The organism is Paenibacillus sp. AN1007 (assembly GCF_040702995.1).
GTDB lineage: Bacteria > Bacillota > Bacilli > Paenibacillales > Paenibacillaceae > Paenibacillus.
Genome location: NZ_CP159992.1, coordinates 1,267,183 through 1,279,113 on the forward strand (window position 1 = coordinate 1,267,183; position 11,931 = coordinate 1,279,113).

13 protein-coding genes are annotated in these 11,931 nt (G+C 47.4%); all 13 read left to right on the forward strand.

Annotated features, from left to right (window positions below; genetic code table 11):
* The first annotated feature begins 190 nt into the window (after nt 1-190).
* The 13 genes from ABXS70_RS05835 (at nt 191) to recO (ending at nt 11,915) form a co-directional block, all read left to right on the forward strand.
* Entirely contained in the window at nt 191-1,504 is a 1,314-nt protein-coding gene (locus tag ABXS70_RS05835; protein ID WP_366296555.1) for an NfeD family protein, read from the forward strand.
* Nucleotides 1,505-1,665: 161 nt separating this feature from the next.
* Nucleotides 1,666-2,673, forward strand: a complete 1,008-nt coding sequence (gene floA, locus ABXS70_RS05840) for a flotillin-like protein FloA (RefSeq protein ID WP_342552107.1) — start codon at nt 1,666-1,668, stop codon at nt 2,671-2,673.
* 13 nt (nt 2,674-2,686) lie between these two features.
* Nucleotides 2,687-3,292 (forward strand): hypothetical protein, encoded by a 606-nt coding sequence (locus ABXS70_RS05845; protein WP_342552106.1) that lies wholly within the window; start codon nt 2,687-2,689, stop codon nt 3,290-3,292.
* A gap of 189 nt (nt 3,293-3,481) precedes the next feature.
* The gene (gene yqfC / locus ABXS70_RS05850) at nt 3,482-3,775 is read left to right on the forward strand and encodes a sporulation protein YqfC (RefSeq protein ID WP_251507221.1); all 294 of its coding nucleotides are present in this window, start codon (nt 3,482-3,484) and stop codon (nt 3,773-3,775) included.
* The gene (gene yqfD / locus ABXS70_RS05855) at nt 3,772-4,965 is read left to right on the forward strand and encodes a sporulation protein YqfD (protein ID WP_366294677.1); all 1,194 of its coding nucleotides are present in this window, start codon (nt 3,772-3,774) and stop codon (nt 4,963-4,965) included. The genes yqfC and yqfD overlap by 4 nt, the downstream gene beginning before the upstream one ends.
* Nucleotides 4,966-4,971: 6 nt before the next feature.
* Complete coding sequence (locus tag ABXS70_RS05860) at nt 4,972-5,943, forward strand: PhoH family protein (protein ID WP_342552104.1); 972 nt, start codon at nt 4,972-4,974, stop codon at nt 5,941-5,943.
* A 16-nt stretch (nt 5,944-5,959) separates the two neighbouring features.
* The gene (locus ABXS70_RS05865) at nt 5,960-8,209 is read left to right on the forward strand and encodes an HDIG domain-containing metalloprotein (protein ID WP_366294680.1); all 2,250 of its coding nucleotides are present in this window, start codon (nt 5,960-5,962) and stop codon (nt 8,207-8,209) included.
* A 32-nt stretch (nt 8,210-8,241) separates the two neighbouring features.
* Nucleotides 8,242-8,739, forward strand: a complete 498-nt coding sequence (ybeY, locus tag ABXS70_RS05870; RefSeq protein WP_366294682.1) for an rRNA maturation RNase YbeY — start codon at nt 8,242-8,244, stop codon at nt 8,737-8,739.
* The gene (locus ABXS70_RS05875; protein WP_366294684.1) at nt 8,739-9,116 is read left to right on the forward strand and encodes a diacylglycerol kinase family protein; all 378 of its coding nucleotides are present in this window, start codon (nt 8,739-8,741) and stop codon (nt 9,114-9,116) included. Before ybeY ends, ABXS70_RS05875 begins: the two co-directional genes overlap by 1 nt.
* Before the next feature lie 382 nt (nt 9,117-9,498).
* The gene (locus ABXS70_RS05880; RefSeq protein ID WP_342552100.1) at nt 9,499-9,912 is read left to right on the forward strand and encodes a cytidine deaminase; all 414 of its coding nucleotides are present in this window, start codon (nt 9,499-9,501) and stop codon (nt 9,910-9,912) included.
* A 32-nt stretch (nt 9,913-9,944) separates the two neighbouring features.
* Nucleotides 9,945-10,844 (forward strand): GTPase Era, encoded by a 900-nt coding sequence (gene era / locus ABXS70_RS05885; protein WP_342552099.1) that lies wholly within the window; start codon nt 9,945-9,947, stop codon nt 10,842-10,844.
* Nucleotides 10,845-10,988: 144 nt separating this feature from the next.
* A complete protein-coding gene (locus tag ABXS70_RS05890; RefSeq protein WP_342552098.1) occupies nt 10,989-11,129 on the forward strand; it encodes a YqzL family protein in 141 nt (46 codons plus the stop codon).
* A gap of 33 nt (nt 11,130-11,162) precedes the next feature.
* Complete coding sequence (recO, locus tag ABXS70_RS05895; protein ID WP_366294687.1) at nt 11,163-11,915, forward strand: DNA repair protein RecO; 753 nt, start codon at nt 11,163-11,165, stop codon at nt 11,913-11,915.
* The last annotated feature ends 16 nt before the right edge of the window (nt 11,916-11,931 follow it).

An 11,931-nucleotide genomic window follows, 5' to 3' on the forward strand; every position in this document is an offset into this window, starting at 1 on the left:
AAACATGATTTTGGATATGTATTTCTTGCATTTGCGGCAGTATTCAAATATAATTTTAAGTTTTTGAAACGTAATGCTGCATTGTACGTAATAAATACCATAAGCTGGACAGTATAACATTATTGGAAAAGGGGGGACTAATGTGAAGGGAAAGCGCCGGAAGAAGCTTACGGGGTCCATACTGCTCTTAATGCTGCTGACGCTTTTGCTTCCTCTCTGGATTGGAATACCGTCAGCACATGCAGCTGAGAAAAGCGGAGCCGTATATGTAATTCCGGTTGATAAACCAATCGAGCAGGGGTTAGGCAAATTCATGGAACGCGGTTTCAAGGAAGCGGAGAAAATGAATGCCGGCTTGATCATTCTTGACATCAATACACCAGGAGGCCGTGTCGATACTGCAGAAGTGCTTGGCACGTTGATTAAAGACAGTCCAATCGAGACGCTGGCATTTGTTCGTGGTGATGCTGCATCCGCGGGAAGTTTTCTTGCGCTGAATGCAGATAAGATCGTGATGTCACCAGGGAGCATGATTGGTGCTGCGGCCATGGTGGACAGCACAGGCAAACATGTTGACGATCCTAAGCTGGTTGCATTCTGGAAAAGCAAAATGCAGGGAGCTGCCGAGAAAAGCGGCCGGGATGGGCAAATCGCGGCTGGTATGACGGATGTTAATATGGTGGTGGAGATGCCGGAGATTAATAAAACCAAGCAAAAAGGTGAGATCATTGCTCTCTCCGCTGAGGAAGCGCTGAAAGTGGGTTATGCGGACCATATCAGCAGCTCACCTGAGGAAGCCGCAGCCTGGCTTGGTTACGGTCAAGGAGATGTGTTCAAATTGGAACGCACTGCTGCAGAGAATATCTCTACCTTTTTGACCAATCCGATAGTGATGACGGTACTGCTGTTCCTTGGTATTGCGGGTGTCATTATTGAACTGATTGTGCCTGGGTTTGGCGTTCCGGGAATCGTCGGGATTGTATGTTTTGTGCTTTATTTCTCTGGAAACTACATTGCGGGGTTTGCAGGGGCTGAGACATGGGTATTATTTACGGTCGGGCTTGTCATGATGATTCTGGAGATGTTTATCCCGAGCTTTGGTATACTGGGTATATTGGGTTCCATTGCATTGGTGGCCGGAGTTGTAAGGGCGGCTTATGACACGAGTGATGCATTTGTTTCTCTGGGGATTGCCTTTGGAGCTGCGCTGGTGGTCATTGCCATTATCGCTGTGGTCTTCAAAGATCGCGGAATATGGAATCGATTCATATTAAGCGAAAGGTTATCTGCTGATCGCGGATACTCCTCGGCTGAAGAGCGTAAAGAACTGATTGGCATGCAGGGCATCAGCATCACGCCGCTCCGTCCAGCGGGGACAGCCATGATTGATGGCGAACGAGTCGATGTCGTCACGGATGGTGCATTCATTCCTGTGGATACGCCAGTGATTGTCATCAAAGCGGAAGGTACCCGGATTGTTGTTCAGCAGGCTTTGCCGGTGTAATTTCGCGATTGCCGAAGTGATGATATCGCTTCGGCAAAGTACATAACATACTGCCGAGCTGCGGGCAGTATGGTGAAACAAGTTTCAGCAGCGGATTAACAGCGTCAGTTCTGATACTCTTTTTTTTAAAAAAACATATTGCAAACGGAGGAATTTAATCTATGGATCCAATGATTACGATTTTGCTCATCGCGGTGCTGGCTATTATCGTACTGAGCGTATTTTTCAGCTTTTTCCCGGTTATGCTCTGGATCTCAGCTATTGCATCCGGCGTACGTGTTGGCATCATTACACTGGTGGCGATGAGATTGAGACGTGTAACACCAAGCCGGATCGTTAACCCGTTGATCAAAGCAACTAAGGCAGGTCTGGGTTTGAATATTAACCAACTGGAAAGTCACTTCTTGGCTGGTGGTAACGTTGACCGTGTTGTTAATGCACTGATTGCAGCGCAGCGTGCCAATATTCCACTCGAATTTGAACGTGCTGCGGCGATTGACCTTGCAGGCCGTGACGTATTACAAGCCGTACAAATGAGTGTTAACCCGCGTGTTATTGAGACTCCAATCGTATCCGCGGTAGCTAAAGACGGTATCGAAGTTAAAGTTAGAGCGCGAGTTACGGTTCGTGCCAACATTGATCGCCTTGTCGGTGGTGCTGGTGAAGAAACAATCATTGCCCGTGTCGGCGAAGGTATTGTAAGTACGAACGGTTCCTCGAACTCTCACAAAGATGTCTTGGAGAACCCGGATTTGATCTCCCGTACCGTATTGTCCAAAGGTTTGGATGCTGGAACAGCGTTTGAAATCCTGTCTATTGATATCGCGGACGTAGATGTAGGTAAAAACATTGGTGCATTCCTGCAAACGGAGCAAGCAGAAGCGGATAAACGCATTGCACAGGCAAAAGCGGAAGAGCGTCGTGCCATGGCCGTAGCGCAAGAGCAGGAGATGAAAGCGCGCGTTGTTGAGATGAGAGCACGTGTTGTAGAGTCCGAGTCTCAAGTGCCGCTGGCAATGTCTGAAGCACTTCGCAGCGGTAAAATTGGTGTCATGGATTACATGAACCTGAAAAATATTGAAGCAGATACTCAGATGCGCAGCACTTTGGGAAAACCTGCTGAGGGTTCGAATTCCAGCGATCAAGGTGATTCCAAAAACGGAAGATAGGCGGTGAATGCATATGAGCCTATTCGAATGGATATTTAATAATCTGTATGTTGTAGCGATTGTGGCTTTTGCTCTTTTTTCTTTTCTTGGAAAGCTGGGCAAGGCGGGAAATCCTAACCAGAAGCGTCCTGGCAGCGGTATGCCGACCTTTGGTGGGGGTGAAGACACGAAGCGCCGAGCAGGAAATGCTGCTCCGCAGCAGTCCTCCAGTCCGCAAGAGCGTCGTTACGAAGAACAGTATGATGAACGTTATGAAGATGAGCGTTATGATGAAGAAAGATATGACGAACGTTATGACCAGCCGTACTCTGAACCAGCCGCGTCTTCTCGTACCGGGGATGACCTTCGGGGTGACCAATCCCTGAACAGCATGCGGAGCTCAGTGGATGAGCAGATGAGATTGATGGAAGAGCAGCAGCGTATGATACAGGATCGGCTGAACCGCATCTCCTCAGCGAGTTCTCCTTCGGTATCCAATTCAAGCTGGGAAGATACGGATACAGCGGCTTCAGCAGCCTCTAGTCTTCGTCGTGAAGATATTCGAACTGGAGTTCTCTGGGCAGAAGTGCTCGGTTCTCCTCGTTCGAAGCAGCCTTTTGGCACAAGAGGTAAGCTCTAGCTTGTGTTAAATAAACCTTTATATTGAAGATTGAACGAGCCTTTTCTGGTGAGCGTTATGCCTCCAGAGAAGGCTTTTTTCGTATGCCTGTTTTTTCACCAAAATATGTACGTAACCGCTCACCAATTCTTCATAATTTCCTGAATTTGCGCATAAGTTGAACTGTAGAGGAAGGGGGAAGACCTTCGAATGACCCGGATCAGCCGCAAGCTGCGCAGATGGACCAGTGAGGTGCTGGATCTGCCGCAGGATGTGCTTTATGATATGCCACGGTTAACCCTGATCGGCAGTAAGCAGCTGTATATAGAGAATCATCGCGGTGTCGTGCATTTCACACCGGATCGCATCGTACTCGCCCTGTCACAAGGGCAGTTGGAGATCAAAGGCAGTGCTTTGGTTATCCGAAACATTTTGCCGGACGAAGTAGCCATTGAAGGTACTATTCTGGATATTCATATGAATGGAGTGGAGGGGAACGGATGAAACAGCCCAGTCTGTATAAATTGCGGGGAGCCGTGCGAATCACGGTTACAGGCGGAGACATTGAGACGTTAATCAATATGATAACAGAGCAGAGGTTGAGTGTATGGGACCTGCGTGCGCAGAATGGACGCCAGGCGGAGATGAGCATTTTGCTTCCGCATTTTTTCAGGCTGCGTCCCATTGTAAAAGGGACAGGCTGCAGAGTGAAAATCACTCACCGTAGTGGTTTTCCTTTTTTCCTCGCTCGTTTGTTTCGAAGAAAGTTTTTTGTCTTGGGTATGCTGTTTTTTGTGACGGCCCTGTTCGCTCTATCGTCCATGGTCTGGAATGTAGAAGTCAAAGGTAACGTTACCATTCCGACAGACGAGGTGCTCGCTGCAGCCAAAAAGGAAGGCATTTATCCCTTTCAATGGAGTTTTCGAATGCAAAGTCAGGACAAGCTCTCCAGACAGCTGGCGCTCGCGCTGCCGGATGTAACCTGGATAGGTGTAACGAAGGAGGGAACAAAGGTTACGATTCAAGTCGTCGAGTCGGCACAGCCGAAGCGTGAGCCTCTCCTGAGTCCGAGACATCTCATCAGCAAGTCGGATGCGGTTGTTACCCAGATCTATGCAGAACAGGGGCGTCCCGTGGTTCAGAAGAATATGCGTGTCAAAAAAGGACAAGTGCTGATCTCGGGCATTCTCGGTGATGAGGAGAACACCCAGACGGTTGTTGCCAAAGGTGAGGTCCGAGGTATGGTCTGGCGGGAATATGAGATACAGGTTCCTCTGATTCAGAAACACCAAACGATGACTGGTGAGAGTAAAGAACGCTTTTATGTGGTGCTTGGGAAGTGGGCGGTACAATTATGGGGTTATGGGGATACGCCCTTCCGTTCATATGATACAGAGACTTATCATAAACCTCTAACCTGGCGCTCGTTTACTTTGCCGATGGGCTGGATGACGGAGAGGGATATGGAGACGAATTTCCACCAGGAAGAGCAGAGCGCAGCGTGGGCCAAAACGAAAGGTTTGGAAGGGGCTCGGAATGATATTTTAGCCAAGAACGGTAAAGGCACGAAAATTTTAAGTGAAAAAATTTTGCATGAGAAGAAAGAGAATGGTAAAGTTTATATGAAAGTACTATTTGAAGTGGAAGAAAGCATCGCGGAAGAACTTCCGTTAGTCCATAGTCAAGGAGAATGAGGATATTTGTCAGAACAAACACGCAGTATACAAATCTCGCTCCAAAGCGCGGGAGAGGGGCAATCTCTGTTTGGACCCCAAGATATTTTTCTAAAACTGATTGAATCCGAGATTCCTGCCCAGATCGCTTCACGTGAAGCAGAGATTAATATCTTTGGTACTGTGCAGCAGGTAGAATCACTTGAACAGCTATTTGATGTATTACTGCAATTGATACGCAATGGTTATGTGTTAACCGAAAGAGATGTTTTGTATGCGATAGAGCTTGCCAAGGATTTACGTGCAGATCAGCTTCTGGATCTGTTCAAAGGCGAAATTACGACGACCTACCGTGGGAAACCGATTCGTGTAAAAACGATTGGACAGAAACATTATGTGACCACGATTAAAAAACGGGATATTGTATTCGGAATTGGTCCTGCCGGAACGGGAAAAACGTACCTTGCTGTTGTGCTGGCTGTGGCAGCGCTTAAAGAGGGCAGTGTCAAACGCATCGTACTTACACGGCCTGCGGTTGAAGCGGGTGAAAGTCTGGGGTTCCTGCCAGGTGATCTGCAGGAGAAAGTAGACCCGTATCTGAGACCGCTGTATGACGCGCTATACGACGTTATGGGACAAGAACAGACGGCGAAGGCACTGGAACGAGGATTGATCGAAATCGCTCCTCTGGCTTACATGCGCGGGCGCACATTGGATGATTCCTTTATTATTCTGGATGAAGCTCAGAACACTACGCCAGAGCAGATGAAAATGTTTTTGACCCGTCTTGGTTTTGGCTCCAAAATGGTCATCACCGGAGATGTAACACAGATTGATTTACCGCGCGGCAAAAAATCAGGACTAGTGGAAGCGAGTACGATTCTGAGCGAAGTGCAAGAAATCGGGTTTGTACATTTCGCCGAGCAGGATGTTGTACGTCATTCCCTCGTTCAGAAAATTATTGTGGCTTACAACCACGCCGCAGAAAATCAAGCATAGAAAGGGATTGTCTAAAGTGACCTCGAAAGAAATGTCAAAAGGCAAATCTTTTCAGAATAGAGCGACAGGATGGAAGTATAGCGTGTGGGCACGCTATCTTCTCTTTTTGTTTTTAGTGATCCTCTTTTACGTGAGTCTTTCTTCCAAGCTCTTACCTGAGCGGTACGACATACAGGAAGGCACACGAAGCGAGGTGGATATCGCTGCCCCTATGCAGATCCCGAATAACAAGGCTACACTCAAGGCTCAGGAAGAAGCAGCTGAGCGTGTGCAGCCAATATATCAGATCGTGCAGATGCGCAACGAGAACTTGATGACAACGCTGCTGGACCGCATTGATCGTTTAAATCAGGATGATCAGATCTCGAGTCAGGATAAAATCGATATTTACCGGGATGAAATTCCGCAGCGTCAGAAGGATTTTGTATCCAATTATATCAATAACAATCGAAAAACCGGTACATACTCCGACACACTACTTGAAGAAATTCGAAATGTAGTGCAGGAACAAAGCTACCGCATTCCTGAAGAAACGTACATCAAAATCTCACGTCTGACTTCAGACGATATTCAGGAGATGAAACCAGTTGCACGAGACATCGTTGCGAGGTTGATGACGGATCAGGTCAGCGAGGCGACAGCAGCGCGGGCAAAAGTGGCGGAGATGGTTAGTGCAAGCTCGCTCAGTAAACGAACGCAGCGTGAAGTTGTACAGGAGCTTACAAGGTTGGTCGTAACTGCTAACCGTTTTTACGATGAAGAGGGAACCAAAGAAGCCAAAGTGCAGGCGCGTGAAAATACACCGACGGTGTTTATCAAGCAGGGGGATACCCTTGTTTCCAAAGGGGAGATTATCACCCCGGAGATGTACGCACTGCTTAATGAGAATGATTTGCTGAAAAACGAAGTCAACTACTGGCCGCAGCTGGGATTGCTTTTGTTCTCATGTATGCTGTCGGCAGCGATTTTAATGTTTATCCAGCAGGGAAGCGGCACACATTTCAAATACAATAATGCCCAGCTGCTCATGCTTGTTCTCATTTTTATTATTTCCATTGTTGTGATGCATGTGACAGCCTTGATTCAAACGAATGAACGTCCGTTTATCGGATTTCTTGCACCGGTGGCTGTAGGGGCGATGCTGATTGCTCTGCTGCTGGATACATCACTCGCTTTTGTTTGTTCGATACTGGTCGGCATCTTGTCCAGCATTATTTTGAATACGCATCAGGGACAGCTTTTTGATTTTGAGCTTGGTTTCTTTGCGGTTGTCGTTTCGTTTGTAGCCATTTTTGCTACGCATCGGGCAAGTCAGCGCTCAACCATCTTGAAAGGGGCCATTATGGTCTGTCTGTTTGGGTCATTGGCTGTCTTCACACTGGCTTTAATCGACACAGGGGACTGGAACCGCACGACAACGCTGTATGGTATCGGCTACGCGTTTGCAGGCGGGGTACTGACCGCGATTCTGGTCATCGGACTGATGCCGTTTTTTGAAACGTCATTTGGTATCTTATCTGCACTTAAATTGGTGGAGCTTTCAAATCCGAATCATCCGCTGCTTCGCAAACTGCTCACGGAGACACCGGGTACGTATCACCACAGCGTGATGGTTGGCAACTTGTCTGAAGCGGCGGCTGAGGCGATCGGTGCGAACGGGCTGCTCTGTCGTGTCGGCTCCTATTATCATGATATCGGGAAGACCAAACGCCCGATCTATTTTATCGAGAATCAGAACAATATGGAGAATCCGCATGATTCGATTGACCCTAAGCTCAGCAAGTCAATCATCGTAGCACATGCAAGAGATGGTGTAGAGATGCAGAAGGACTACAAGCTTCCTAAGCCGATTCGTGACATTGCCGAGCAGCACCATGGTACAACGTTCCTCCACTACTTCTACCACAAGGCGCTGCGTCAGGCGGAAGAAGCTGGGGTTGAACCGGATTTCACGGAAGAGGATTTCCGTTATCCGGGGCCGAAGGCTCAATCCAAGGAATCTGCTATAGTGGGAATTGCGGATAGTGTAGAAGCGGCTGTGCGCTCACTGCGCAAGCCGACCGTAGAGCAGGTAGAGTCCATGATCGAAAAAATTATTAAAGGTCGTCTGGACGATCATCAGTTTAATGATTGTGATCTGACAATGCGCGAACTAGATGTCGTTGCCAGAACGCTGAAGGAAACGGTGATGGGGATTTTCCATTCCAGAATCGAGTATCCGGAAGAAATCAAGAAACCAAAGCCGACGTCGCCTGAAGCCGGCTGACCATATTATGAGCAGACAGGAGTTATGGAAGAATGAGTCTTAACCTCGCATGGAATAATGAACAACAGGATAAAGAAATTACCGAACCGATGATCGCAATGCTGGAGCAGTTGCTGGCCCTTGCTGGTGAGGCTGAGGGAGTCACTGAAGGAGAGGTAGCACTTACGTTTGTAAATGATGAGCAGATTCATGAACTTAACCGTGATTATCGGGGGATCGATCGTCCGACGGACGTGCTTTCCTTTGCGATGAACGAAACCGTAGATGAAGAATTGGACATCATCTATGAACTGGACGAAGATGAGGAAATGGAAGAGATGCCTGATGTTCTTGGAGACATCATTATTTCAGTTCCGCGAACCATCCTGCAAAGTGAGGAGTATGGACATTCATTCGAACGTGAGCTTGGATTTCTGTTTGTTCACGGCTTCCTACATTTGCTTGGCTATGACCACCAGGATGAGGCAAGTGAGGCAGAAATGATGGGCAAACAGGAAGCTGTTCTTGCCCGGGCCGGGTTGACACGATAATGAAAAGGCGCTCCTGGGGTCTGGTATTCTTCAATGCTCTCGAAGGTATTGCATACGGCTTGCGGACGCAGCGCAATGTTAGAGTTCACACAGGAGCTGCCATATTGATGTGTGCAGCCGGATTTTTTTTCCACATCTCGAAAACGGACTGGATGTTTGTGCTGACAGCTGTTTTTATGGTTCTTGTCACCGAATTGATGAACACAGCTGTGGAAGCCGCTGTGGACTTAGCACAGCCCAACATACATCCGCTCGCAAAAGCGGCAAAAGACACCGCGGCTGGAGCAGTTTTGCTGGCTGCGGTGTTCGCCGTCATCATCGGATGCATTGTTTTCCTCAAACCAGTGCTTAACTGGTTGAGGATTTTACTGGGATAACAGTAATCGAAAGGTTATTCTGTCATCGGAGTGCCCAGTGTAATTAAAGGTTCTAAGATTTTATTGTTTTAATTGCACACCACCAAATAAAGTGTGTCTCTGTTTTTAAGTTGATTTTCCTGAGATTACACGATAACGGAGAGGACAGAAATAACCAGGAGAAGCGAAGCGTTCGCCTGAAAGCTTTCCAAGGGAAAGCTGCATCGAAAGCATAAGCTATCACTGGATTTTCACTTTGGAAAAAGTGATTGAAAAAATCCGGGGATAACAGCGATCGGAAGGTTATTCTGTCATCGGAGTGCCCCAGTGTAATCCCCGAAGGTTCGAATCAACTTAACTCAAAGAGCACACCTTTATACCCACCCTAAGGGAGAGAAGATAAATGGATAATGGCTTGTTAATGCAGGAAGCAATAAAGGCACGTACGAAGGCGTATACGCCATATTCCCATTTCGGGGTAGGCGCAGCATTATTGGATAGCGAAGGTCAGGTGCATCATGGATGCAACATTGAAAATGCAGCCTACACACCGGGAAACTGTGCCGAGCGTACGGCGATGTTCAGTGCCATTGCTGGAGGGCATAAGCCGCGCAGTTTCAAAGCGATGGCGATTGTAGGAGATACCGAAGGACCGATCGCACCTTGTGGTGTATGCCGCCAGGTGATGTTTGAGCTGTGTGAGCCCGACATGAAGGTTATATTGGGTAATTTAAAGGGTGACTTGTTGGAAACAACCGTTGCTGAACTGCTGCCATGGGCTTTCGGGCCTTCAGATTTGAATTCTACCAAAAAATAAATTTCAGGCCTAGGCGCCTGATGGAGGAACATATGAAAAAACAAGCATTTAAATCCGGATTTGTCGCGATTATTGGACGTCCTAACGTGGGTAAGTCTACTTTAATGAATCAGGTTATTGGACAAAAAATAGCAATTATGTCGGACAAGCCGCAAACGACACGGAACAAAATTCATGGGGTGTACACATCAAATGAGGAACAGATTGTTTTTCTGGATACGCCTGGTATTCATAAACGTCAATCCAAGCTTGGGGACTACATGAATGAAACGGCATTGAACACGCTTGGAGAGGTTGAGGCAGCCTTGTTCCTCATTGATGCATCGGAAGGTATGGGAGGCGGGGACCGCTACATCGCCGAGCAGTTAAAAAGTGTACGCACACCGGTCATTCTGGTTATGAATAAAATTGACAAAATTGCGCCGGAAGCACTGCTGCCGCTGATTGAGGAATATCGCAAACTGCATGATTTTGCTGAAATCATACCCGTGTCGGCGATGCTTGGCAGTAATGTAAGCACACTGCTGGAGCAAATTGGCAAGTATTTACCGGAAGGACCGCAGTATTATCCGGAAGACCAAGTGACGGATCATCCCGAGCAGTTTGTATGTGCAGAGCTGATCCGTGAGAAAATTCTGCAGATGACACGTGAGGAAGTGCCTCACTCCATCGCCGTGACAATTGAAGACATGAAAGTGCAGGATAACGGTGTAGTGTATATCTCCGCTGTTATCTTTGTAGAGCGTGATTCACAAAAAGGGATTATTATCGGTAAGCAGGGAGCGCTGCTGAAAGAAGTCGGCAAACGAGCTCGTCAGGACATCCAAAACCTGCTTGGTTCCAGAATTTTCATGGATCTATGGGTGAAGGTGAAAAAGGACTGGAGAAATCAGGACCGTGTTCTGCGTGACCTAGGTTTTGGACGCGAGTAAACTTGGCATAACCATGTGATCGCTGTGATTTTCTTAAAAAGTTTATTTCATATCCATTAATTGCAACACATAGTTTTCCTTGCAGGACTCCATCCTATCGGGTAGAACCAAACGTCATTTCCGAAGAGAGAGGATGAATTTCCGATGCGGGATTTTTCATGGAAGGTATTTGCAATGACAGGGGATGTCGAATCCTATTTGTTATATACCGAGACGTGTAACTCGTCAGGACAGGAGTCAGACACTGCAGGGGAAGTGAGTGAAGATGAAGAAGCTGAAGTATAATGGGCCGATTCAGGAATGGTCAGGTGACGAGGCATGTTATATCGGGTGGAAGGCATTGTCATCCGCAGTATGGACTACGGTGAAGGGAATAAAATTGTAACGCTTTGCACCGAAAGCGGCGGAAAAGCAGGTGTACTCGTCCGCGGTGCCAAAAAGCCCAAAAGCCGTCATGCTGCACTGGTGCAGCCATTTACTTATGGTCAATATGTTTATTTTCGCAATACGGGTCTCGGAACTTTGAACGCTGGTGAGATTATTGAATCCAATCATGAGCTTCGTGAGGATTTGGTGAAAGCAGCGTATGCATCCTATGCATGTGAACTGCTCGATCGAGTGCTTCAGGATGAAGAGACGGGTGCGTTTTGGTTCAAGCAGTTAAAAGCCTGTTTACAAGCTTTAAAAGAAGATAAAGATCCTGCGGTAATCATCAGTCTTTATGAGATGAAAATATTACAGGCTGCTGGTTACGGCCCGCAGCTGGATGAATGTATCTCCTGTAATCACGAACGGCCGGACGAGCAGTTATTGATTAGTCCCAGACTTGGCGGGGTGCTGTGCAGGGCTTGTAAGCATTTTGACCCGCCTGCAATGTCAGTTAGTCCAAAGACGCTAAAGCTGCTGCGTCTGTTTGTGCAGCTGGACCTGCAGCGCTTGGGAAATATATCGGTTAGCGATGCAACTCGCAATGAAATAAAAAAAATAATGCGAGCTTTTATGGACCATCAACTAGGTCTTCATCTTAAATCCCGTTCTTTCCTAGACCAGATGGAGAAGTACGGGATTTGAACTGTAATCTGTTTTG

Excerpts from the sequence above, each read along its gene's own strand:
- ABXS70_RS05835 (WP_366296555.1), top strand. The coding sequence starts at position 191 with ATGCTGCTGACGCTTTTGCTTCCTCTCTGGATTGGAATACCGTCAGCA.
- floA (WP_342552107.1), top strand. The coding sequence starts at position 1,666 with ATGGATCCAATGATTACGATTTTGCTCATCGCGGTGCTGGCTATTATC.
- ABXS70_RS05845 (WP_342552106.1), top strand. The coding sequence starts at position 2,687 with ATGAGCCTATTCGAATGGATATTTAATAATCTGTATGTTGTAGCGATT.
- yqfC (WP_251507221.1), top strand. The coding sequence starts at position 3,482 with ATGACCCGGATCAGCCGCAAGCTGCGCAGATGGACCAGTGAGGTGCTG.
- yqfD (WP_366294677.1), top strand. The coding sequence starts at position 3,772 with ATGAAACAGCCCAGTCTGTATAAATTGCGGGGAGCCGTGCGAATCACG.
- ybeY (WP_366294682.1), top strand. The coding sequence starts at position 8,242 with ATGAGTCTTAACCTCGCATGGAATAATGAACAACAGGATAAAGAAATT.
- ABXS70_RS05875 (WP_366294684.1), top strand. The coding sequence starts at position 8,739 with ATGAAAAGGCGCTCCTGGGGTCTGGTATTCTTCAATGCTCTCGAAGGT.
- ABXS70_RS05880 (WP_342552100.1), top strand. The coding sequence starts at position 9,499 with ATGGATAATGGCTTGTTAATGCAGGAAGCAATAAAGGCACGTACGAAG.
- era (WP_342552099.1), top strand. The coding sequence starts at position 9,945 with ATGAAAAAACAAGCATTTAAATCCGGATTTGTCGCGATTATTGGACGT.
- ABXS70_RS05890 (WP_342552098.1), top strand. The coding sequence starts at position 10,989 with ATGCGGGATTTTTCATGGAAGGTATTTGCAATGACAGGGGATGTCGAA.
- recO (WP_366294687.1), top strand. The coding sequence starts at position 11,163 with ATGTTATATCGGGTGGAAGGCATTGTCATCCGCAGTATGGACTACGGT.